Source organism: Stenotrophomonas sp. Bg11-02, from assembly GCF_002836635.1.
Classification (GTDB): Bacteria; Pseudomonadota; Gammaproteobacteria; order Xanthomonadales; family Xanthomonadaceae; genus Stenotrophomonas; species Stenotrophomonas lacuserhaii.
Map to the genome: position 1 here is coordinate 14,450 of NZ_PJAY01000057.1, position 22,661 is coordinate 37,110.

General features: G+C 67.0%; 21 protein-coding genes and 1 other RNA gene. 11 read left to right on the forward strand and 11 right to left on the reverse strand.

Going from position 1 to position 22,661, the window contains the following annotated elements; genetic code table 11:
- Positions 1 to 38 precede the first annotated feature (38 nt).
- Positions 39 to 431, reverse strand: a transfer-messenger RNA (tmRNA) gene (gene ssrA / locus CXG43_RS09355).
- A gap of 267 nt (positions 432 to 698) precedes the next feature.
- Between ssrA and CXG43_RS09360 the strand changes: the two genes are divergently transcribed.
- Complete coding sequence (locus tag CXG43_RS09360; RefSeq protein ID WP_101099723.1) at positions 699 to 1,220, forward strand: hypothetical protein; 522 nt, start codon at positions 699 to 701, stop codon at positions 1,218 to 1,220.
- A gap of 195 nt (positions 1,221 to 1,415) precedes the next feature.
- Here the strand turns inward: CXG43_RS09360 and smpB are convergent, their stop codons facing one another.
- On the reverse strand, positions 1,416 to 1,919 hold the full coding sequence (gene smpB, locus CXG43_RS09365) for an SsrA-binding protein SmpB (protein ID WP_042612310.1): 504 nt from the start codon (positions 1,917 to 1,919) through the stop codon (positions 1,416 to 1,418).
- A 57-nt stretch (positions 1,920 to 1,976) separates the two neighbouring features.
- Between smpB and CXG43_RS09370 the strand changes: the two genes are divergently transcribed.
- Together CXG43_RS09370 and CXG43_RS09375 are read left to right on the forward strand one after the other, a co-directional pair.
- Positions 1,977 to 2,405, forward strand: coding sequence for a type II toxin-antitoxin system RatA family toxin (locus CXG43_RS09370; protein ID WP_101099724.1), 429 nt, complete (start codon positions 1,977 to 1,979; stop codon positions 2,403 to 2,405).
- 4 nt (positions 2,406 to 2,409) lie between these two features.
- Complete coding sequence (locus CXG43_RS09375) at positions 2,410 to 2,673, forward strand: RnfH family protein (protein WP_101099725.1); 264 nt, start codon at positions 2,410 to 2,412, stop codon at positions 2,671 to 2,673.
- A gap of 146 nt (positions 2,674 to 2,819) precedes the next feature.
- On the opposite strand, the gene bamE is transcribed toward CXG43_RS09375, so the two are convergent.
- On the reverse strand, positions 2,820 to 3,212 hold the full coding sequence (gene bamE, locus CXG43_RS09380) for an outer membrane protein assembly factor BamE (protein WP_101099726.1): 393 nt from the start codon (positions 3,210 to 3,212) through the stop codon (positions 2,820 to 2,822).
- A gap of 103 nt (positions 3,213 to 3,315) precedes the next feature.
- Between bamE and fur the strand changes: the two genes are divergently transcribed.
- A complete protein-coding gene (gene fur / locus CXG43_RS09385; RefSeq protein ID WP_042612306.1) occupies positions 3,316 to 3,732 on the forward strand; it encodes a ferric iron uptake transcriptional regulator in 417 nt (138 codons plus the stop codon).
- Positions 3,733 to 3,982: 250 nt separating this feature from the next.
- On the opposite strand, the gene recN is transcribed toward fur, so the two are convergent.
- Positions 3,983 to 5,644, reverse strand: coding sequence for a DNA repair protein RecN (gene recN / locus CXG43_RS09390; RefSeq protein WP_101099727.1), 1,662 nt, complete (start codon positions 5,642 to 5,644; stop codon positions 3,983 to 3,985).
- Between the two features lie 115 nt (positions 5,645 to 5,759).
- On the opposite strand from recN, the gene hrcA reads away from it, so the two are divergent.
- The 6 genes from hrcA (at position 5,760) to CXG43_RS09420 (ending at position 12,855) form a co-directional block, all read left to right on the forward strand.
- Positions 5,760 to 6,824: a heat-inducible transcriptional repressor HrcA gene (gene hrcA, locus CXG43_RS09395; protein ID WP_101099728.1), complete on the forward strand. Its 1,065-nt coding sequence runs from the start codon at positions 5,760 to 5,762 to the stop codon at positions 6,822 to 6,824.
- 63 nt (positions 6,825 to 6,887) lie between these two features.
- Positions 6,888 to 7,397, forward strand: coding sequence for a nucleotide exchange factor GrpE (gene grpE, locus CXG43_RS09400; RefSeq protein WP_101099729.1), 510 nt, complete (start codon positions 6,888 to 6,890; stop codon positions 7,395 to 7,397).
- Positions 7,398 to 7,565: 168 nt separating this feature from the next.
- The gene (gene dnaK / locus CXG43_RS09405; RefSeq protein ID WP_042612302.1) at positions 7,566 to 9,488 is read left to right on the forward strand and encodes a molecular chaperone DnaK; all 1,923 of its coding nucleotides are present in this window, start codon (positions 7,566 to 7,568) and stop codon (positions 9,486 to 9,488) included.
- 155 nt (positions 9,489 to 9,643) lie between these two features.
- Positions 9,644 to 10,774, forward strand: coding sequence for a molecular chaperone DnaJ (gene dnaJ / locus CXG43_RS09410; protein WP_101099730.1), 1,131 nt, complete (start codon positions 9,644 to 9,646; stop codon positions 10,772 to 10,774).
- A gap of 60 nt (positions 10,775 to 10,834) precedes the next feature.
- Complete coding sequence (gene pdxY / locus CXG43_RS09415) at positions 10,835 to 11,743, forward strand: pyridoxal kinase (RefSeq protein ID WP_101099731.1); 909 nt, start codon at positions 10,835 to 10,837, stop codon at positions 11,741 to 11,743.
- On the forward strand, positions 11,740 to 12,855 hold the full coding sequence (locus tag CXG43_RS09420; RefSeq protein ID WP_101099732.1) for a prephenate dehydrogenase: 1,116 nt from the start codon (positions 11,740 to 11,742) through the stop codon (positions 12,853 to 12,855). The genes pdxY and CXG43_RS09420 overlap by 4 nt, the downstream gene beginning before the upstream one ends.
- A gap of 429 nt (positions 12,856 to 13,284) precedes the next feature.
- On the opposite strand, the gene CXG43_RS09425 is transcribed toward CXG43_RS09420, so the two are convergent.
- From CXG43_RS09425 to CXG43_RS09445, 5 genes are all read right to left on the reverse strand, one after another.
- The gene (locus CXG43_RS09425; protein WP_101099733.1) at positions 13,285 to 13,476 is read right to left on the reverse strand and encodes a hypothetical protein; all 192 of its coding nucleotides are present in this window, start codon (positions 13,474 to 13,476) and stop codon (positions 13,285 to 13,287) included.
- Between the two features lie 67 nt (positions 13,477 to 13,543).
- On the reverse strand, positions 13,544 to 15,307 hold the full coding sequence (locus CXG43_RS09430) for an ABC transporter transmembrane domain-containing protein (protein ID WP_101099734.1): 1,764 nt from the start codon (positions 15,305 to 15,307) through the stop codon (positions 13,544 to 13,546).
- Entirely contained in the window at positions 15,300 to 15,905 is a 606-nt protein-coding gene (locus CXG43_RS09435; RefSeq protein WP_101099735.1) for a YigZ family protein, read from the reverse strand. Before CXG43_RS09435 ends, CXG43_RS09430 begins: the two co-directional genes overlap by 8 nt.
- Positions 15,906 to 15,957: 52 nt before the next feature.
- Complete coding sequence (locus tag CXG43_RS09440; RefSeq protein WP_101099736.1) at positions 15,958 to 16,866, reverse strand: hypothetical protein; 909 nt, start codon at positions 16,864 to 16,866, stop codon at positions 15,958 to 15,960.
- A complete protein-coding gene (locus CXG43_RS09445; protein ID WP_101099737.1) occupies positions 16,863 to 17,462 on the reverse strand; it encodes an RNA polymerase sigma factor in 600 nt (199 codons plus the stop codon). Before CXG43_RS09445 ends, CXG43_RS09440 begins: the two co-directional genes overlap by 4 nt.
- A gap of 164 nt (positions 17,463 to 17,626) precedes the next feature.
- On the opposite strand from CXG43_RS09445, the gene CXG43_RS09450 reads away from it, so the two are divergent.
- A complete protein-coding gene (locus CXG43_RS09450; protein WP_232767708.1) occupies positions 17,627 to 20,455 on the forward strand; it encodes an EAL domain-containing protein in 2,829 nt (942 codons plus the stop codon).
- Here the strand turns inward: CXG43_RS09450 and CXG43_RS09455 are convergent.
- Both CXG43_RS09455 and CXG43_RS09460 read right to left on the reverse strand, forming a co-directional pair.
- Positions 20,452 to 21,045: a TIGR00730 family Rossman fold protein gene (locus CXG43_RS09455; RefSeq protein WP_101099739.1), complete on the reverse strand. Its 594-nt coding sequence runs from the start codon at positions 21,043 to 21,045 to the stop codon at positions 20,452 to 20,454. The two genes, CXG43_RS09450 and CXG43_RS09455, sit on opposite strands and share 4 nt — an antisense overlap.
- Positions 21,046 to 21,156: 111 nt before the next feature.
- On the reverse strand, positions 21,157 to 22,653 hold the full coding sequence (locus CXG43_RS09460; protein ID WP_101099740.1) for an aminotransferase class III-fold pyridoxal phosphate-dependent enzyme: 1,497 nt from the start codon (positions 22,651 to 22,653) through the stop codon (positions 21,157 to 21,159).
- Positions 22,654 to 22,661 lie beyond the last annotated feature (8 nt).

The window sequence follows — 22,661 nt, forward strand, 5'->3', positions numbered from 1 at the left end:
GGTTTCCGGGCTCTCGCGGACCTTCTCGGTCCCTTCAATGGTGGAGGTGGGCGGAATTGAACCGCCGTCCGAAGGCACTCCATCCCCAGCTCTACATGCTTAGCTCACCGTTGAGTCTCGTCCCGGAACAGCACGGTGTGCGAAGCACATCCCGGAACAAGCCTGTTGCGTTCTAGTGCTGGACTGACAGGCAGCCGCCCAGCTCGATTCCATGATAATGACTCTACGCTGCGAGCATGGACACAAGCAGTTTCGAGGCTCCGCCTAAGTCGGCAGAAGGTCTAACTCAACAGCTTTTAGGCTGCGAGTGCGACCGGAGCGTAGTTGTCGTCGTTGGCAACTAGAGTTTTGCAGCTGGATTTACGAGGAAAGCTACCCCCTCGGCATGCGCCAAGCGACTTCACAACCCCCGTCGAAACCAATGCACCCCCGGTTTCAAACAAGTGCTTGCAAGTACTGGCCCGGTCCCGATGACTTGGAGCAGGGCTGCCCAACGCGGATGATGCTACGCCAATCCGGCTGAACAGTCACGCAAACGCGCGTTTTTCCGGTAGCAAGCGTGGATCTTGAACTGTTAACGTCTTCCCGACCTCTTTGCGACGCCCGCCGGGCGAGCATGGGGACTGGCTCTGCAGGCGAGGTTACAGGTGAATGTAAGCAACAAGCGCAGCCTTCGGCAGTTGGTCGGCCCGGTGGGAATGGGCTACCTGCGCAGGGCCGTGCCGCCGCCGTGGGTGTGGACGGCGCTGGTTGCCCTGGTAGCGGCCGGGTGCCTGATCGAATTGCCGGTGACGGCAGCTGCGGCCTTGGTGGCCAGTGCGGTGGTGGTGCACTGGCCACGCCGCAAGCGACCCTCGCTGGACTATTGGCGGCTGCTGGGCCTGCTGTTGCTGGCGGTGCTGGCGTGGGCCCCGGAGCCGGACATCCTGTCCCAATGGTTTGAGCATGGCTTGGCGATCGCCCTGCTGGCGTTGGCCATGGTGAGTGCACTGACCCACGTGCTGCAGGCGCGTCGGTTGTCGCGCCGTCTACAGCAGGCGGCCGATGCGATGGATGACTCGCGGCTGCTGGCGTTGCTGCCGGGCGAAGCGGCGACGCTGGCCAATCGCTGGCGCGCGGGTGATGACAGTCATGCTGACGAGCTGGCCGTGGTGATGCACCTGGCGGTGATGCACGCGGCGTTGTCGCCGCGCAAGCCGGGTGGCGCGGTGGACGTCTGAGGAGGGGAGGGCGTGATGACCAATGTCCGTCACCCACCGAAGCGACGCATTGACGGCCAGCGGCCGTCACTACCGGACTATCCGGGTGGTGGCGCCGAGCCATGCTCGGCGAGCGTGGCGGCACGGGCGACAGCAACAGCGTGACGACCTGCGGTCGTCACCCACGTTACGAAGGCCCCGGAAGTGCGCAACCGGTCAGGCGTCTCGGTTGCCGCGGCGCATGACCCGCGACTTTTCAATCGCCCATTCGCGGTCCTTGGCGGCGTCACGCTTGTCGTGGTCCTGCTTGCCCTTGGCCAGCGCCACTTCCAGCTTGATCTTGTTCTTGCTCCAGTACATCGCGGTGGGGACGATGGTGTAGCCATCGCGCTCCACCTTGCCGACCAGCTTGTCGATCTCGCTCCGATGCAGCAGCAGCTTGCGCTCGCGGCGGTCTTCGGCCACTACGTGGGTGGACGCCTGGATCAACGGGGTGATCTGCGCGCCGATCAGGAAGATCTCACCCTGTTTCACATAGGCATAGGCGTCCACGATGTTGCCGCGGCCTGCACGGATCGATTTCACTTCCCAGCCCTGCAGGGCGAGGCCCGCCTCGAAGCGCTCCTCGATGTGGTACTCGTGCCGGGCACGCTTGTTCAACGCGATGGTTTTGTTGGCCGTCGCGTTCTTTGCTTTATCCTTGCTGCTGTTCTTGCTCATTCCCGTATTGTCTCCGATTCGGGCCCGCCCGGTCGATCACCTGCAGCCGAATCTGAAATGCCTACCATCCGTCGAAGCGCCCTGGTTGAACACTCCGCGGCGCGCATGTTTGATCTGGTCAACGATATCGCCGCCTATCCGCGTCGTTTCCGTTGGTGTTCGGCCGCGCAGATCCTGGAAGAGGGCGACCAGCGCCTGGTCGCCCGCCTGGACCTTGGACTGGGCTCGTTCTCGACCTGGTTCATGACCGAGAACACCCTGGCACGCCCTGCATCCATCGACATGAAGCTGCGCGATGGTCCGTTCAAGCGCCTGCACGGGCGTTGGGACTTCCATTCGCTGGCCGAAGACGCCTGCAAGGTCAGCCTGGAACTGGAATTCGAACCGAAGTCACGGTTGCTGGCGCCGGCGCTGGCGCTGGGGTTCCAAGGGCTGGCCGACCGCATGGTCAACGATTTCGTGCGCGTGGCTGACGAGCAGGAATGAGCGCGTGATCCGGGTTCAGGTGGTGCTGGCCTGGCCGGAGCGGGTGCTTGATCGCACGCTGGAGCTGGCTGAAGGCGCTACGGTGGCCGAAGCCATCGCGGCTGCGGCGCTGGAAGGCGGCCACGCATGCCCGGCGGTGGCGGTTCACGGCGTCATGGCGCGTGCCGACCAGGTACTGCAGGACGGCGACCGGGTAGAGCTGCTCCGCCCGCTGCTGGCCGACCCGAAGGACAACCGTCGGCGGCGGGCGAAGGCGCAGCCCAGGTAAGTTGGGCGGTGAGGCTGTGACGACCAACGGTCGTCACCCACCAGGTTCAGCATCACCCACCAGGTTCAGCATCACCCACCAGGCTGGGCATCACCCACCAGGTTCAGGTTGGAGCGGTTTGACGGCCAGCGGCCGTCACTACCGGGTCAGCCGCCGCCTTTCTTCTTTTCCTTCGGCAGGTTGCGGCCGAACTGACGCACGGTCTGGGTGGCCAGCTTGGAATCCTGGGCCGGGAAGTAATCGCCTTCCCAGCGGGTGACCGCATCGTTTTCGAAGTACACGGTGAAGTTCTTCGTCTCGGTACGGCCAACGCGATCAATGCGCTGGCTGGCCATGTAGTCCCAGCGCTGGGCATGGAACGGGTCGGCCACCGAGGGGGTGCCCAGCAGGGCGTTGACCTGCTGCTTGCTCTGCCCGACCTGCAGCTTGGACACGGCATCTTCCCGGACCAGGTTGCCCTGATAGATGGGTTGCTTATAGATGATGCCGCAGCCCGTGGTGGACAGGGCAACGGCGGCGACCAGCAGGAGATTGCGCATCGGGAATCGCGTTTGGGGAAATCGATCCGATGATACACTCCCGGCGTGCCACCGCGACCCAATCCGAGGCAGCTGGCGCTAAATCGCCAATGAACGGAGACATATGGAAACCCACGACCTGCGCAAAGTCGGCCTGAAGGTGACCCATCCGCGGATGCGGATCCTGGCGTTGCTGGAACAGCGCAATGCCCAGAACCACCAGCACCACATGACCGCCGAAGACATCTACCGCCAGTTGCTGGAGCACGGTGATGAGATCGGCCTGGCCACGGTTTACCGTGTCCTGACCCAGTTCGAGGCCGCCGGCCTGGTGCTGAAGCACAATTTCGAAGGCGGCCAGGCCGTCTATGAGCTGGACCGCGGCGGCCACCACGACCACATGGTGGACGTGGATTCGGGCAACGTGATCGAGTTTGAAAGTGCTGAAATCGAAGAGCTGCAGCGCAAGATCGCAGCCGATCACGGGTATGAGCTGGAGGAGCACTCGCTGGTTCTCTACGTGCGCAAGAAGCGCCGCTGAGCCCTGGCATGAGCGTTGATGAAAAACCCCGGGCGCGCCCGGGGTTTTTCGTTCAGGCCCGGGGCGCCCGCAGCGGCGCGCGCAGGAGCGTGACGACCAACGGTCGTCACCCACCGAGACAAAACGCTGACGACCAACGGCCGTCACTACCCAAGGCGAATGGCGACGGCCAGCGGCCGCCATCCACCGAACGGTAGCGCCGACCCATGGTCGGCGAGCGCAGCGGGCCGTCGGGCGGCCCGCCCGCAGGTCAGCCCGCCAGCAGCTTCCTGGCCGCCGCGCGTGCTTCCTTGCTGACTTCCACCCCGCCCAGCATGCGCGCCAGTTCTTCTTCGCGCGCCTTGGTGTCCAGCTTTTCCACAGCGCTCTGCGTCATGCCCTCCACCGGCGCCTTGCTGACCCGATAATGCGCATGGCCCTTGGACGCGACCTGCGGCAGGTGGGTGACGCACAGCACCTGGCGCTTCTCTCCAAGCGCGCGCAGCTTCTGCCCGACGATGTCGGCCACCGCGCCGCCGATGCCCGAATCGACTTCGTCGAACACCATGGTCGGCACTGCATCCAGGTCCAGAGCGGCCACTTCGATGGCCAGGGAGATACGCGAAAGCTCGCCACCGGAGGCCACTTTGCGCAGGGGGCGCGGCGGCTGGCCGGCATTGGCGGCCACCAGGAACTCCACCCGTTCGGCGCCCTGCGGATCCGGCTTGGCCAGGTCCTGCGGTTCCAGCTGGATCAGGAACTGGCCGCCGCCCATGCCCAGTTCGGCGATCAGCCCGGTGGTGGTAGTGGACAGTTCGGCCGCTGCGCGCTGGCGCCCGGCGCTGAGCACCGCCGCCTGTTCGCGCCAAGCGATCGCGGCCTTTTCGATTTCGCCGGCCAGCTTCTGCAGGCGCACGTCAGCCCCCCGCAGCTGCTCGACTTCGGCCTGCATGCGGTCACGCTGGGCGGCCAGCTCTTCCATCGGCACGCGGTGCTTGCGGGCCAGGTCATGCAACCGGCCCAGTCGGCGCTCGTTGTCTTCGAACTGCTCCGGGTCGGTGTCCAGGTCATCGTGCACGCGGTCCAGCAGGCTCAGCGCTTCCTGCAGCTGGATGCTGGCGCTGTCGATCAGCGCATCCACCTCGCCCAGCCGGGCATCGTGCTCGATCATCCGTCCCAGGTCGCCGCGCACCTGCGCCAGCAGCCCCAGCGCGGAGGCGTCGTCATCCCCGTTGATCCGGGTGGTGGCGGTATCGCAGGTGGTCAGCAGGGCGCTGGCGTGGGCCTGGCGGCGATGGCTGGCGCCCAGCGCGATGATCGATTCAGGTTCCAGATCTTCGCGTTCCAGTTCGCGCAGCTGGTGTTCCAGGAAGCCGATGCGGTCGCTGACATCGCCCTGCTGGGACAGCGCGGCGGCTTCGTCGACCAGCGTCTGCCAGCCGGCCGCAGCCACGCGTACGGCGCGGCGCTGCTCGGCGTTGCTGGCATAGGCATCCAGCAGGGCCAGCTGCGAAGGCCGGGTCAGCAGCGCCTGCTGTTCGTGCTGGCCGTGGATTTCCACCAGCAGGCCGGCCAGTTCAGTGAGCTGGGAAATGGTCACCGGGCGGCCGTTGATCCAGGCCCGCGAGCCACCGTCGGCGCGGATCACCCGGCGCAGCTGGCATTGTTCGTCGTCGTCCAGTTCGTTGTCGGCCAGCCAGCGGCGGGCGCCGGCCAACTGTTCCAGGGCGAACTCGGCCGACAACTCGGCGCGCGGGGCGCCGTGGCGCACCACGCCGCTGTCGGCGCGCAGGCCGGACAGGAAGCCCAGCGCGTCCACCATCAGCGATTTGCCCGCGCCGGTTTCGCCCGATACCACGGTCATGCCGGGGCCGAACTCCAGTTCAGTGGCGCGGACAACGGCGAAATCCTTGATTGATAAGTGTCTGAGCATGGTCCAGTAGGTCTCTCAAGCCGCGCAACGCTAGCACGCACGGTGGCGTGCACCAATGACTTGCCAAGCGTCCTTCCCGGCATTATCTAGGAGGGGAGTCTCACAGGCTGATCCAATGCCGCCGTCTTTCGACCAACTTGCCCCACGTTCGCGGCACCTGCTGCGTACCCTGATCGCCCGCCACATCCAGGATGGCGAGCCGGTCGGGTCGGCAACGCTTGCGCGCACGGCAGGGCTGGATGTCAGCGCGGCCACCATCCGCAACATCCTGGGCGACCTGGAAGACCTGGGGTTGCTCAGTTCGCCACATACCTCGGCCGGGCGCATTCCCACCGCGCACGGCTACCGGGTGTTCGTGGACAGCCTGGTGCAGATGCATCCGCCGGGCGAGCAGGACCTGAGCCGCCTGCGCAGCGAGCTGGCCAGTGGCGCTGGCACCCAGGCGCTGCTCGGCAGTGCCTCCGAGCTGCTGTCGGCGATGAGCCATTTCGTCGGCGTGGTCAGTGCGCCCACGCGCGAGCAGTTCGCCTTCCGCCAGATCGATTTCGTGGCGCTGGACGCCCATCGCGTGCTGGCGATCGTGGTGTTCGCCGACAGTGAAGTGCAGAACCGGGTGATCGAGGCCCGCAGGCCCTGGGAGCCGGGCGAGCTGGAGCAGGTCGCCAACTACCTGAACAGTCATTTCGCCGGCCTGCCGGTGGCGCAGATCCGCCGCCGCCTGCTGCACGAGCTGCGCGATACCCGCAGCGAGATGGAACAACTGCTGGCGCACAGCATCGAGTTGGCCGAGCAGGCCCTGCAGCCGCCGGCCAACGACATGCTGGTGGCCGGCCAGACCCGCCTGATGGGCGTGCAGGACCTGTCCGACCTGGAACGGCTGCGCGAGCTGTTCGAGCTGTTTTCGAGCAAGCGCGAGATCCTGCAGCTGCTGGAGCGCACCATCCAGGCGCCGGGCGTGCGCATCTTCATCGGCGAAGAAACCGGGGTGGTGCCTTTGGAGGGCGTCTCGCTGGTCACAGCGCCGTATACCGCCGATGGGCAAGTACTGGGCGTGCTGGGGGTGATCGGGCCGAAGCGGATGGCCTACGACCGGATGATCCCGCTGGTACAGGCTACCGCCGAGGTGCTCGGGGCGGCCTTTTCGCCGGGATCGGGCAACGCGATGACCCGCGGCGCTTGAAACGCAGTTTCCCGCCCACACTAGGTGGGATGGAGGCGGGGAGTCACCGCCAGGGAAACGCACATGAACCAAGATCATCACGATATCGAATCCAACCCGGCCGCCGACGAGGCCGCCACGGCCCACCACGACCAGCTGGAGCAGCTGCGCGGTGAGCTGGAGCAGGTCAAGGCCGATGCGCTGCGTGAGCGCGCCGACCTGGACAACCAGCGCAAGCGCATGACCCGTGACGTGGAACAGGCCCGCCGTTTCGCCAACGAAAAGCTGCTCGGCGAGCTGTTGCCGGTGTTCGACAGCCTGGACGCCGGCCTGAAGGCCGCAGGCGAGGACGCCAGCCCGCTGCGCGACGGCCTTGAAATGACCTACAGGCAGCTGCTGAAGGTGGCCGCGGACAACGGACTGGCGCTGCTGGACCCGACTGGACAGCCCTTCAACCCGGAACACCACCAGGCGATCAGCCAGGTCGACGCCAACGGCGCCGCCCCGGGCAGCGTGGTGCAGGTGTTCCAGAAGGGTTACCTGCTCAACGACCGCCTGCTGCGCCCGGCGCTGGTGGTGGTCGCGCGCGACTGACCGCGGGTCGGGAAAGCCGGTGCCGCCGGGCATGGCCCGGCGCTGCCTGGATCCTGAATCGTGGAATACAGCGTCCCGGGATGGCTTGAATGTTCCACGAGCCTCCCCCACATCCCATTCATACACCGGCTGCGGCCGGATTAACCGAATAATCTTCAGGAGTCCCCCATGGGCAAGATCATTGGTATCGACCTCGGCACCACCAACTCGTGCGTGGCGATCATGGACGGCGGCAAGGCCCGCGTCATCGAAAACTCGGAAGGCGATCGCACCACCCCGTCGATCGTGGCCTACACCAAGGACGGCGAAGTCCTGGTGGGTGCCTCGGCCAAGCGCCAGGCGGTCACCAATCCGAAGAACACTTTCTACGCGGTGAAGCGCCTGATCGGCCGCAAGTTCACCGACGCCGAAGTGCAGAAGGACATCGCCCACGTGCCGTACGGCATCCTGGCCCACGACAATGGCGATGCCTGGGTGTCCACCAGCGATGCGCGCAAGATGGCGCCGCAGGAAATCTCCGCCAAGGTGCTGGAGAAGATGAAGAAGACCGCCGAGGATTATCTCGGTGAGAAGGTCACCGAAGCGGTCATCACCGTGCCGGCGTACTTCAACGACAGCCAGCGCCAGGCCACCAAGGACGCAGGTCGCATCGCCGGCCTGGACGTCAAGCGCATCATCAACGAGCCGACCGCGGCCGCGCTGGCCTATGGCCTGGACAAGGGTGACAACAAGGACCGCAAGATCGTGGTCTACGATCTGGGCGGCGGCACCTTCGACGTGTCGGTGATCGAGATCGCCAACGTCGACGGTGAGAAGCAGTTCGAAGTGCTGGCCACCAACGGTGACACCTTCCTGGGCGGCGAAGATTTCGACAACCGCGTCATCGAATACCTGGTCGAAGAGTTCAACAAGGATCAGGGCATCGACCTGCGCAAGGATCCGCTGGCCCTGCAGCGCCTGAAGGACGCTGCCGAGCGCGCCAAGATCGAGCTGTCCAGCGCCCAGCAGACCGAAGTCAACCTGCCGTATGTGACCGCCGATGCGTCCGGCCCGAAGCATCTGAACATCAAGCTGACCCGCGCCAAGCTGGAGTCGCTGGTGGACGAGCTGATCCGCAAGTCGATCGAGCCGTGCCGCGTTGCGTTGAATGACGCCGGCCTGCGTTCGAGCGACATCAGCGAGGTCATCCTGGTCGGTGGCCAGACCCGCATGCCGAAGGTGCAGCAGGCGGTGACCGAGTTCTTCGGCAAGGAACCGCGCAAGGACGTCAACCCGGACGAAGCCGTGGCACTGGGTGCGGCGATCCAGGGCGGCGTGCTCGGCGGCGACGTCAAGGACGTGCTGCTGCTGGACGTGACCCCGCTGTCGCTGGGTATCGAAACCATGGGCGGTGTGTTCACCAAGATCATCGAAAAGAACACCACCATCCCGACCAAGGCCTCGCAGGTGTTCTCCACCGCCGAGGACAACCAGTCGGCGGTGACGGTGCACGTGTTGCAGGGTGAGCGCGAGCAGGCCCGCTTCAACAAGTCGCTGGCCAAGTTCGACCTTTCCGGCATCGAGCCGGCACCGCGCGGCCTGCCGCAGGTGGAAGTGTCCTTCGACATCGACGCCAACGGCATCCTGCACGTGTCGGCCAAGGACAAGAAGACCAACAAGGAACAGAAGGTCGAGATCAAGGCCGGTTCGGGCCTGTCCGAGGACGAGATCGCGCGTATGGTGGCCGATGCCGAAGCCAACCGCGAAGAAGACAAGAAGTTCCAGGAACTGGTGCAGGCCCGCAACCAAGCCGATGCGCTGATCCACGGCACCCGTTCGGCGATCACCGAACACGGCAGCAAGGTCGGTGGCGATGTGATCGGCAAGGTCGAGGCAGCGCTGGCCGACCTGGAAACGGCGATGAAGGGTGACGACAAGGCGCAGATCGAGTCGCGCTCGAAGGCACTGGAAGAAGCCGGTCAGGCGCTGTTCGCCGCCGCTTCGGCCGGTGATCAGGGCGGCGCCCCGGGGGCCGACGCCGGCGCCGGTGCCAAGCACGACGACGTCGTCGATGCCGAGTTCACCGAAGTAAAGGACGACAAGAAGTCCTGATCCAGACCGACGCGGGACGTTGCCTTGCGCAGCGTCCCGTCGTCGCATCAGGGTCCTGGCCGCCGCAAGGCGAGTCGGGGCGCCCGACGCAGGAGCGGACCTTGTCCGCTTTTCTGCTTTGACGAATCCCGACGTACCGGAAAGCGATCCACTCCATGAGCAAGCGCGATTATTACGAAGTCCTGGGCGTTGCCCGCACTGCCACTGATGAAGAGCTGAAGAAGGCCTACCGCCGCTGTGCGATGAAGCACCATCCCGATCGCAACCCGGGTGATGCGGCCGCCGAAGCGGCGTTCAAGGAGTGCAAGGAAGCCTACGAAACCCTGTCCGACGGCAACAAGCGCCGGATGTACGACGCCCACGGGCATGCTGCGTTCGAACACGGCATGGGCGGTGGCGGCGGTGGTCCGGGTGGTCCGGACATGAATGACATTTTCGGCGACATCTTCGGAAATATTTTCGGAGGTGGCGCCGGTGGTCCACGCCAGGCACGTCGCGGGGCCGACATCGGTTACGTGATGGAGCTGGACCTGGAAGAAGCGGTGCGGGGCATCGAGCGCCGCATCGAGATCCCGACCCTGGCCGAGTGCGGCGACTGCGATGGCAGCGGTTCGGAAGACGGCAAGGTGGAAACCTGCAGCGTCTGCCACGGCCGCGGCCAGGTGCGCATCCAGCGTGGCATCTTCGCGATGCAGCAGGCGTGCCACCACTGCAACGGGCGCGGGCAGACCATCGCCCAGCCGTGCAAGACCTGCCACGGCAATGGCCGCGTCGAAGAAGACAAGGTGCTCTCGGTCAAGGTGCCTGCAGGCGTGGATACCGGCGACCGCATCCGCCTGGCCGGTGAAGGCGAAGCCGGTCCAGCCGGCACCCAGCCCGGCGATCTGTACGTGGAAGTGCGGGTGCGCGAGCACGCCATCTTCCAGCGCGATGGCGATGACCTGCACTGCGAAGTGCCGATCCGTATTTCGCAGGCCTCGCTGGGCGACACCATCCGCGTGGCCACGCTGGGCGGTGAGGCGGAAATCCGCATTCCGGCTGAAACCCAGACCGGCAAGCTGTTCCGCCTGCGCGGCAAGGGCGTGCGTTCGGTGCGCAGCCGCAGCGAAGGCGACCTTTACTGCCGCGTGGTGGTGGAAACCCCGGTCAACCTGACGCCGGACCAGCGCAAGCTGATGGAACAGTTCGAAGCCACTTTTGTCGGCGAAGACGCCCGCAAGCACTCGCCGAAGTCGGCGACGTTCATCGATGGCGTCAAGGGTTTCTGGGACCGGATGACGTCCTGACGCTTGGTAGTTGCTCTGGTGGGTGACGACCGCTGGTCGTCACGGGCGTAAAATGAAGGGATGAGCGAATCCCTCGAAAACCACCTGGTCCACGGCCGTCGCCAGCGCCCGGACGGCCCGTCGCCGGTCGATGTCATTTCGGTCCAGTCCCAGCTTGTCTACGGCCACGCCGGCAACAGCGCCGCAGCACCTCCGCTGCGCGCACTGGGCCTGCGCGTGGCAGAAGTGCCGACCACGCTGCTGAGCAACGCCCCGTTCTATGACACCACCCGCGGGCGCGTGCTGCCGGCGGACTGGTTTGCCGATCTGCTGCGCGGTGCCAGCGAGCGCGGCCTGCCGCAGCGGGCGCGGATGCTGGTGTCCGGCTATTTCGGCAGCGTCGACAACGGCGCGGCGTTCGCGGATTGGCTCGATCAGACCCTGCTGGCGTGCCCGCAACTGCGTTACTGCCTGGATCCGGTGATCGGCGATACCCACACCGGTCCCTACGTCGAACCCGGCCTGGAAAAAGTGTTTGCCGAGCGCCTGCTGCCGCACGCCTGGCTGGTCACGCCCAATGCGTTCGAACTGGGCCGCCTGACCGGCATGCCCGCGCTGGCGCAGGACGACGCCATTGCCGCCGCCCGCGTGCTGCTGGGCCGGGGGCCGACGTGGGTGTTGGCGCACAGCGTTTCCGGGGACGGGGGCGAACTGGTGACGCTGGCGGTGAGCGCGTCCGGAATCTGGCGCTGGACCTCGCCGCTGTTGCCGGTGGACGTGGCCGGCACCGGCGATGTGCTGATGGCCCTGATCGTGGCGTTCCTGCTGCGCGGCGAGGACATGCAGCAGGCGATAAGCCGCGCCGTGTCGGGCACGCATGCGGCACTGGAAGCGACGCTGGCCAACGGCCACGAAGAGTTCGACGTGCATGCCGCCGCACCCGCAGCGCTGGCGCAGCCGCACCGGTTCGCCGTGGAGCAGCTGGAATGAGCGCGTCGCCACAGGTGATCGGCATCGTCGGCAGCGCGGGCGCCTACGGCCGCTGGCTGACCCGGTTCTTCGAAGAACACATGCAGCTGCAGGTGATCGGCCATGATCCTGCCGACGCCGCCTCGCACACGCCAGGGCAGTTGCTGGAACAGGCCGACGTGCTGTTGTTCTCGGCGCCGATCCGGCATACGCCCGCGCTGATTGCCGAGTACGTGCAGGCATCGGCGGGTCGCGAAGCGGGTCGATTGTGGCTGGACGTCACCTCGGTGAAAGAGGCCCCGGTGCAGGCGATGCTGGCCTCGCAGGCGGACGTCGTGGGCCTGCATCCAATGACCGCGCCGCCCAAATCGCCGACGTTGAAGGGCAGGGTGATGGTGGTCTGCGAAGCCCGCGTGCGGCGCTGGCAGCCGTGGCTCAATGAACTGTGCGCGGCCCTGCAGGCCGAGTGCGTGCGTGCCACCCCGGCCCACCACGACAAGGTGATGGCGCTGGTGCAGGCGATGGTGCATGCGGGGCACCTGGCGCAGGCCGGCGTGCTGCGCGGCTATGCGGCCGAACTTGGCGATCTTTCCGCGCTGCTGCCGTATCGCTCCGCGTCCTTCGAGCTGGATACGGCGATCATCTCGCGGATACTGTCGTTGAACCCGGCGATCTACGAGGATATCCAGTTCGGCAATCCGCACGTGGCACCGATGCTGGAGCGCTTGATCGGCCAGCTGCAGCAGTTGCAGGTGCAGGTGCAGCAGGGCGACGACGCGGCACGCGCGGGGTTTCGCCAGCAGATGTTGCAGGCCAATCGTGATGCGTTCGGCGAACAGGTGCTTGCCGATGGCAACTACACCTTTGAGCGCGTGGGTTACCTGCTGGCCGACCTGACCGAACGCCAGTCGTTGTCGGTACACCTGCCCGAAGATCGTGCCGGATCGCTGCGCGCGTTGCTGCACGTGTTCGAGCAGCACCAGGTCAGCCTGGCCTCGATCCATTCTTCGCGCACGCCCGGTGGCGAAGTCCATTTCCGAATCGGTTTCGTGCCCGGCAGCAGCGATATGGCGATCGCCGCGGCGGCGGCCGAAGTGGACGACAGCGGGATCGGCCGGGTACTGGCACGCTGACGGTTTCATCCACAGGCGGTGTGGATGGTTGTCGCACAAACATGTGGATAACAGGCCGCAGCCCTTGCGGCCAAACGCTGTCAAGATGGGTGGCGAAAATTACGCCACCAGGTGTCGAGGTTTTCTGACAGGCGGGCATTGGTAGGGCCGACCCATGGTCGGCGGAATGTTCCCGCCAACGGCCCGCTGCGCTCGCCGACCATGGGTCGGCGCTACCGCTTTTCTTTTTTCATTGCGCGGCGAGCGGCCACCGGAACCTGTCGAAGGGCCGGGCGGTGGGGCTGGGCGGGGGCGTTGAGCGCCATGGATGGCGCGAAACGAGGCCCGCATGGACGCAGTTTTTGCCGTCCCCCGCTCAGCCCCACCGCCCGGCCCAAACCGGTAGCTCGATAACAGCCCGCCGCGAGGGGGGCGCACCCGTTCGACCGCTCAGATGCTCAACCGGACATCGCCGCTGGGCGTCACGAACTCGCGCCCGCTGCGCACCAGCACACGCCCATCCTCCAGTTCGTAACGTGGCTCGGCGCGCTGGTCCTTCGCGGATGCATCTTCCGGCTTGAACTCGATGATGATGCGGCTTTCGCCATTGGAATCGGTCGCGGGAAACTGACGGAACGACATCGTCTACCTCCTTCACTCCACGGGTCTGCGGGGCAAGCGTGCGCCGCTGCTTGTTATCCGCGCGTGGTCAGTCGATGAACTGCAGGCGAGCCAGTTCCGCGTACAGGCCGCCTTCGGCCAGCAGCTGTTCGTGGGTGCCCTGGGCGATGATCCGGCCGTGGTCCATCACCACGATGCGGTCGGCCTTGAGGATGGTCGCCAGGCGATGCGCGATCACCAGCGTGGTGCGGCCTGCCATCAGGCGTTCGAGCGCCTGCTGCACGGCCCGTTCGCTCTGCGCGTCCAGCGCGCTGGTCGCTTCGTCCAGCAACAGGATAGGGGCATCCTTCAACAGGGCGCGGGCGATGGCGATGCGCTGCTGCTGGCCACCGGACAGGCGTGCGCCACGCTCGCCCAGCTCGCTGTCATACCCTTCCGGCAGCGCACGCAGGAACTCGTCGGCTTCGGCGGCGCGGGCAGCGGCTTCCACCTCGGCATCGCTGGCGTCCAGCCGTCCATAGCGGATGTTGTCGCGCGCGCTGGCGGCGAACAGGGTGGGCTGCTGCGGCACCAGCGCCAGCTGCGCGCGCAGCGCCGCTGGATCCATCGCGCGCAGGTCGATGCCGTCCACGCTCAACGCACCGGAGCGCGGATCGTGGAAACGCAGCAGCAGCTGCAGCACGGTGCTCTTGCCGGCACCGGAAGGGCCCACCAGCGCGACCGTTTCGCCGTGCCGCACGTGCAGGCTGAAATGCTCCAGCGCGGCAGTGTCAGGGCGCTGCGGGTAGTGGAACACCACGTCGTCGAAACGGATCTCGCCGCGCATTGGAACCGGCAACACCGCCGGCGAGGCCGGCGCGCGGATCTCAATGTCTTCCTGCAGCAGTTCACTGATGCGCCCCATGCCGCCGGACGCGCGCTGCAGTTCGTTCCACACTTCGGCCAGCGCCCCCACCGAGCCGCCACCGATCAGCGCGTACAGCACGAACTGGCCGAGCGTACCGGCAGACAGTCGACCGGCGATCACGTCGTGCGCGCCCAGCCAGAGCACGCCGACGATGGCGCCGAACACCAGCAGGATGGCACTGGCGGTGACCAGCGACTGCGCGCGGATGCGTCGCCGGGCAGCACGGATCGCGTCTTTCAGCGCATGGTCGAAGCGGCCGCGTTCGTAGGGCTCGCGTGCGTGTGACTGTACGGTGCGGACTGCACCCAGGGTTTCAGCGGCCAGGCTGTTGGCGTCGGCGATGCGGTCCTGGCTGTCGCGCGAAATCCCGCGCAGGCGGCGCGCACCCAGCACGATCGGCAGTACCGCCAGCGGAATCCCGAGCAGTGCCCAGGCGGCCAGCCGCGGGCTGGTCACGAACAGCATCACCAGGCTGCCGACCACGGTGACGCTGCTGCGCAGGGCCACCGACATGGTGGAGCCGATCACGCTGCGCAGCAGTTCGCTGTCGGCGGTCAGGCGCGAGACCAGTTCACCACTGCGATTGCGGTCATGGAAGCCGGCGCCGAGCGTGATCAGGTGGCCGTACAGCTGCGCGCGCAGGTCGGCGACGACCTTTTCGCCGAGCAGCGAGACGAAAAAGAAACGCGCGGCGGTCGCCAGCGCCATCACCACCGCCACCACCATAAGCAAGGCGAAAGCGCGGTTGATCTGGCCGCCTCCGGTGAAGCCATGGTCGATCATCTGCTTGACCGCCGGTGGCAGGCTGAGCGTGGCCGCCGAGGACACCGCCAACGCCACCAGCCAGGCACTGAACAACCCCACGTGGCGGCGCACGAAAGGCCACAGCGTACCCAGGCTGCCAAGGCGCTTGAGGGCGGGGCGGGACGCGTCGGTGTCAGTCATGAGGGGGGGACTCGGAGGGAGAATGCAGGCGTACCCGGTTACGGGTGGCGTCGCGCAGGCGGGTTTTCAATGCATCGCACTGGTCGGCTGGCAGTTCGACCCGCATGCTGGCGCCATCGGCGGTGAAGGTCTCTTCCTGCTTGACTGCCAGGTGAGCGGCGAGGGCGGCGTGCAGTGCGCCCAGGTCCTCGAACGGCGCGTGGATCTGCAGGTGTGCCAGCGCCACCAGGGGCTCACGCGGCGCGGTCCGCAGGCACTCGGCGGCGGTACCGCCGTAGGCGCGCACCAGCCCGCCGGCGCCCAGCTTGATGCCGCCATACCAGCGGGTGACCACCACCATGACCCGGTCGAAACCCTGGCCGTCGATGGCCGCCAGGATCGGGCGGCCGGCGGTGCCTGATGGCTCGCCGTCATCGCTGGAACGGTACTCATTGCCATGCCGGTAGGCCCAGCAGTTGTGCGTGGCATCGGCCACGGCAACCTGCCCCAGGAACTCCAGGGCGTGGCCGGCATCACGGATCGGCGCGGCGTGGGCCAGGAAACGACTGTGCTTGATCTCCAGGCAGTGGTCGACGGCAGCGGCGAGGGTATCGAGCATCCCTGTGATCTTACCGTGCGCACGCCACGCACGTGCCGACCAGGGTACGGAGTCAATCGGCGAGCAGCGGCTGCAGGTCGCGCGGCAGCCGGGTTTCCGGATACTGGGCCAGATAGCGCTCCAGACTGGCCCGCGCCATATCCACATCACCGGCGTCGCGACGATGGCGGATCTTCTGCAGCCACTGCCGCCGCGTGAGCCGTGCATCGGCCTCCACTTCCTGCTGCACCGCCGCTGCACTCAGTGGTGCCGATGCCGTCGCAGCAGCTGCCTCGGCGGTGTCCTGCGCGGCAGTTTCCTGCGGCGTGCGTGCGGGCTTGGCGAACGCCTCCGCGGCAGGCGCCGGTGCGGCCATCACCGCCGCTGCAGGTGCGGCTGGCGGCGCCGGCCGCGATGGGGCCATGCGCGCCGATTCCGCTGCGCGTGCGCGGAACGCCTGCGGCACGGGCGCAGCGTCCACTTGGGTGGGCGCGGTTGCCTGCGCCGGCGCCTCCGGTGCCTGCGCCTGCACGGGCGGCCTCGGCGCTGGCTTCGGTTGCGCGCGCTGCGTGGCGGCACTGCCAGGCGTTGCAGGTGCTGTGTCTGCGATGGGTCGTGGCGCAGGTGGATCAGCTTCCGGGTGGGGAGCGGGCGTGGCCAGCTCCTGCAGCGATGGGGCCGGCGGCGGCTCCCGCTGCGGCTGCATCTGCCAGGCCAGGCCGACGGCGAAAACCACCGACGCGGCGATGCCCGCCACCGTCGGCCAACGCGCACGACGATGCTGCCGACGCTGGGCCTGCGCCGGTGCGTCGTCCGCGCCCACGGGCTCGGCATCCTGCCCGGCGGGCGCGGACTGCACCGATGCCCGCGCGGCGGCAAGCACGGCGGCATCCACGGCGGGCGGCGGTGCCTTGTCCAGCCGGCCACCCAGCAGCCGGGCCAGTTCGCGCTCTTCAGGGGTGAGGGGATCGCGGCTGTTCATGGGGCCAATCCTGCACGCAGTTTGTCCATCGCATAGCGCAGGCGCGACTTCACCGTTTCCCGGCCGACGCCGGTGACCTCGGCGATCTCCTCCAGGCTGAGTTCCTGCTCCAGCCGAAGCAGCAGCACCTCGCGTTGCTCCGCCGGCAGCGCATCCATCGCCTGCTGCACCCGGCGCCGTTGTTCGAAGCCGCTCAGTTCGGTTTCCGGGGTGTGGCCGTCGACCACCGCTTCCACCCGTGCTTCGGCGTCAGCCGGTGCGGGTGGCCGGTGGCGCGCCGCGCGCCAATGATCGTTCAGGCGGTTATGCGCGATGCGGAACAGCCAGGTGCTGAAGGCGGCGTCCGGTTGCCAGCCGGCGCGGGCGGCGATCACCCGCTGCCACACGTCCTGGAACATTTCCTCGGCCAGGCCGGGGTCGCGCAGTTGGCGCAGCAGGAACCCGTGCAGGCGCCTGCGGTGGCGCTCGTACAGCGCCTGGAAGGCGGGCAGGTCGCCGCCGGCCCAGGCCAGCATCAAGGCTTCATCGGTTGGCAGGGCGGCGGTATCCACGGGGGACAGGGTAAGGCCTGTCCGCGGCGGCGCATAGCCGCTCATCAGGGGGCGCAGGGAGGTGGCCGGGGGAGCAGGAATGGGCATGTCCGGAGCGTCAACGCGCGCAGGGGCGGAACGGGGTTGCGGCGCGACAAATTCAGGTCGCGGAAAGCGCTATGCTCCGCGCACAGGGGAGGTGTCGGGAGTTCCCGCGCCATGGGGTCGTCATGTTGTCCAGTCAGATCGTTGCACCCACGATGGAAACACCGGGCAATGCGGTGGTGACCAGCGGCTTGCTGGAGGCCCTGTGTGGCCTGTTGCCGGGCCACGCCTGTCTGTGGGTGGACTGGGACGATCCGCTGCTGGGGCAGGGGAGCCAATGCCATCGGCCGCAGGCGATGCCGTCATTGCGCGCGGCCGGGCCGCAGCAGGCGCAGCACGAGCAATGGCAGCACGACGGTGCGCGCATCGGGCTGCGTGTCGAAGGCGCAGCGGTGCCCGCGGGCTGGTGGTCGGTCGCCCGCGAAGCGCTTCAACTGGGGCTGCAGCAGGCCCGCCAGGCCGGCCAGATCCACGCCCTTGAAGATGCCAAGCGGCTGCAGCAGGCGCTGTATGAGATCGCCGATCTGTCCGGGGCCGAGCTGGAAATGGCCGAGATGCTGCGGCATGTCCATCGCGTCCTCAACACGCTGATGTACGCGCACAACTGTTTCATCGTCGAATATGACGATATCCGGCAGACCATCCGCTTCCTGTACTTCGCCGACCAGATCGATGATTTCATCGCCGATCCTTCGCGTGCTTATGCCGAAAGCGAGCTGCCCGGGAGCCTGACCTTCGCACTGTTGCAGCATGGGCACCCGCTCAGTGGCCCCTCGCGCCAGTTGCTGGCCAGCGTGGGCCAGGACGGGCAGCACTGGCGTGGGCCGGAAAGCCTGGATTGGCTGGGCGTGCCGATGCTGCGCGAAGGCCGCGTGTGCGGGGCGATCGTGGTGCAGAGCTACGACCAGCATGACCGCTATGGCGAGGCGGACCGCGCGCTGCTCGGCTTCGTCGCCCAGCACGTGCGCACGGCGATGGACCGGCGCCAGGCGCAGGTGCAGCTGGAGCGGCAGGTGGAACGACGCACGCTGGAGCTGCAGCGCGCCAACCGCAGCCTGCAGGATGAGGTCTTCGAACGTCGCCGTGCCGAAAAGCTGCAGGCCGCGCTGTATGGCATCGCCGAACTGGCGATGCAGGCCGAAAGCCTGTCGCAGTTCCATGCGCAGGTCCATGGCATCGTCGGCACCCTGCTGGATGCGCGCAACTTCTACATCGCCCTGGTCAACGAGGCGGGCGATGGGCTGGAATTCGTCTACTCGGTCGACGAATACACGGTCACGCGCGCGCCGCGCGCCTTCAGCCAGGGGCTGACCGAACACGTAGTGCGCGAGCGGCGACCGCTGCTGGCCGCACGCGCGGACATCGACGCGATGATCGAGGCCGGCAAGGTGCGCGAGTCGGGCGTGCGCTCGCAGTGCTGGCTTGGCGTGCCCCTGCTGCGCGATGACGAAGTGGTCGGGGTGATCGTGGTGCAGAGCTACAGCCCGGACGTGGCCTTCACCGCGCACGACCAGCGCCTGTTGACCTTCGTGGCGCAGAACATCGGCGCAGGACTGGCGCGGCAGCGCGACCAGGAGCGGCTGCGGCTGGCCCATGCCGGACTGGAACAACGCGTGGAGGAACGCACCCGCGAACTGGGCGAAGTGAATGAGAAGCTGCTGGGGCAGATCGCCGAACGGCTGCGCGCCGAGCAGCGGTTGACCCACCAGGCCATGCACGATGGCCTGACCGGCCTGCCCAACCGCATCCACCTGCTGGATCGCCTGGAAGATGCGCTGCTGCGCGCACGCAAGGGCGAGGGCGGGGAGTTCGCGGTGCTGTTCCTGGACCTGGACCGCTTCAAGCTGGTCAACGACAGCATCGGCCATGCCGCCGGTGACCAGATGCTGGTCGAGGTGGCCAAGCGCATCGTCTCGATGCTGGGTCCGGACAACGTGGTGGCACGGCTGGGCGGGGATGAGTTCGCCATCCTGCTGCAGTGCCCGCACGGCTTGGCGCAGGCGTTGGAGTTCTCCCAGCGCATGCTGCTGGCGCTGCAGGAGTCGATGTGGGTGGCCGGGCGCGAGCTGTTCCCTTCGGGCAGCCTGGGCATCGCGCTGTGGAATACGCGTTACCAGCGCGGCGAAGAGCTGCTGCGGGATGCCGATGCGGCGATGTACCGCGCCAAGGCGCAGGGCCACGACCGCTGCGCGATCTTCGACGAGGACATGCGCGAGCAGGCGATGCGCAGCCTGGACCTGGAATCGGACCTGCGCCGGGCGATCATCAACCAGGACTTCCTGCCGTACTACCAGCCCATCGTGCGGCTCACCGATGGCGTGGTGGTAGGCCATGAGGCGCTGTTGCGCTGGCAGCACGAGACCCGCGGGATGCTGTTGCCGGGCGCGTTCCTGGACCTCGGCGAGGGCAGTGGCCTGATCGAGCAGGTGGACTGGCTGATCTACGAGCAGGTAATCGCCGGCCTGTCGCGCGGCGGCACCGGCTATGTATCGGTCAACGTATCACCGCGGCATTTCCGCTCGGCCGAGTTCAGCAATCGGTTGTTCGGTTTGATCGAAGCCTTCGACGCCGACCCGCACCGGCTGCGCCTGGAGATCACCGAAGTGGCCCTGCTCGATGAGGGTCCACGCACCCTGCGCGTGCTGCAGGCGCTGCGCGAACGCGGCATCCTGGTGCAGCTGGATGATTTCGGCACGGGCTTCTCGGCGCTGTCCTACCTGCACCGATTCCCGATTTCCACGTTGAAGATCGATCAGAGCTTCATCGCCGGACTCAACGGCCCGGAAGCGCAGAGCACGCTGGCGCTGGTGGAAGGCGTGGTGTCACTGGCGCGCACGCTCGGCATCAACACCATCGCCGAGGGCATAGAAACCGAAAGCCAGCGCCAGATCCTGCTGGACCTGGGCTGCGACTACGGCCAGGGCTACCTGCTGGGCCGCCCGGCACCGCGTTAGACCAGGGCGTTGCGGCGCTTCTCGTCGATCCACTTGGAGGCCTGCGCGGGCTCGTAGCTGCGCATCCAGTCCAGCATCGCCCCGATGTCCGAACCGTACCAGAGGTCGGCGCGCTGGGCTGGATGCAGGAAGCGCTCTTCGACCATGCGGTCGATCATCCCGATCAGCGGGGCGTAGAAACCGTCCACGTCCAGGAAGGCGCACGGCTTGTTGCCGATGCCGAGCTGGCGCCAGGTCAGCATCTCGAAGATTTCTTCCATGGTGCCGAAGCCACCGGGCAGTGCGACGAAAGCGTCGGAGAGCTCGAACATGCGCGACTTGCGTTCGTGCATGGAACCGACCACTTCCAGCGTGGTCAGGCCGCGGTGCGCGACTTCCCAGTCCGCCAGCTGCTGCGGGATGACGCCGGTGACTTCGCCGCCTGCTTCCAGCGCGGCATTGGCCACCGTGCCCATCAGGCCGACGTTGCCGCCGCCGTAGACCAGGCGCAGGCCGTCACGGGCGATGCGGTCACCCAGCGCGATCGCGCGTTCGGTATAGATCGGCTTGCTGCCTGCGTTGGAGCCGCAGTAAACACAGAGGGACTTCATCGGGATTCCTTGAAACGAAAGCGCCCCGCCGGGGGCGGGGTGCGGGTTGGGGGTTCGTGCGCATTTTACCTGCTGGTACCGGATGCTGCCCGGTGCCAGCGGAGGCGGGGTTCAGGCGGCCTGGGCCTGCTCGCGGCGCGGGCCTTCGCGCAGGGCACGGCCGACCATGCCGACCAGCAGTTCCAGCTCGCTGCTGTCCATGCCGAAGTGCGGGGTGAAGCGCAGCGAGCGCTCACCGCCGTGGATCACATTGACGCCCTGGCGGCGCAGCCATTCTTCGGTGGAACCGGCGCCGTAGCACTTGAACTGCGGAGCCAGTTCGCAGGAGAACAGCAGGCCGGTGCCCTGCACCTTGGTGATCAGTCCGCCCAGTTCGTCCTTGAGCTTTTCCAGTCGGCGCAGTGCCTCTCGGCCACGCTCGGCGATGTTGCCGCGCACTTCCGGGGTGAGCTGGGCCAGCGTGGCGCAGGCAACGTCCAGCGCACGCGGATTGCTGGTCATGGTGTTGCCGTAGATGCCCTTGCGATACAGCTGCGCGGTGCGTTCGTTCACTGCCAGCACTGACAGCGGGTACTGGGCGGCATTCAGCGCCTTTGAGTACGTTTCCATGTCCGGCGCATCCAGGCCTTCGAAGCCGGGGTAATCCACCACCGACAGCACACCGTGGGCGCGCAGGCCGGCCTGGATGGAGTCGATCAGCAGCAGGCTGCCGTGGGCGCGGGTCAGTTCGCGGGCCAGCGCATAGAACGCCGGCGGTACCGAGCGGCCTGGATCGCCTTCGCCCATCACCGGCTCCAGGAACACCGCTTCGATGAACCAGTTGCTGCGCGCTGCCTCGTCGAACACCGCGCGCAGGGCGGCTTCGTCATACGGGGCGATGGCGATCACCGAGTCTTCGTTGCGATAGCTGGCCAGGTGCTGCTGGTAGGTGCGCCGGCTGGAATCGGAGTACAGGGCAGGGCGGTCGGTGCGGCCGTGGAAGCTGCCCTTGATCACCACCCGCTTGACCGCGGCACCGGCATGCGGGGCGCCCGGATCGGTCTGCAGTTTGCTGTTCACATCGGCGATGCGCGCGGCCAGGCCGACCGCTTCCGAACCGGAATTGAGGCACATGAAACGGGTGAACGGACAACCGCCACGGCGATGGCCGATCTCCGCACGCAGCGCCTTGACGAAGCGCTGCTGGGACAGGCTCGGGGTCATGATGTTGGCCATCACCTGCGGCTGCGACATCGCCTCCAGCACCGCATCGGGGGTGTGGCCGAAGCCGAGCATGCCGTAGCCGCCGGCGTCGTACAGCACCGCGCCCTTGAGCGTGACCACCCACGGGCCGCGTGCGGTCAAGGCGACATACGGCGTCACCGCATCGTCGGCATAGAAGTTGATGAAGCCGTCCTGCATGGCGTCGATCTGGGCCTGTTCATCCAGCGCCAGCACCTCGCCCAGCTCACCCTGGAGGCGGGAAAATTCGGCTGCGGCGGCATCCGCCGCTGCCACCAGCGCGGGGTGGGAGGCGGCAAGACGCTCCAGCGTGGCGTCATCCAGGCCGGTGGTCAGGCGGGTGCCGGGCTGGGCGCGGAGGGGGGCGAGGCGTTCGATGAAGCTCATTGCAGATC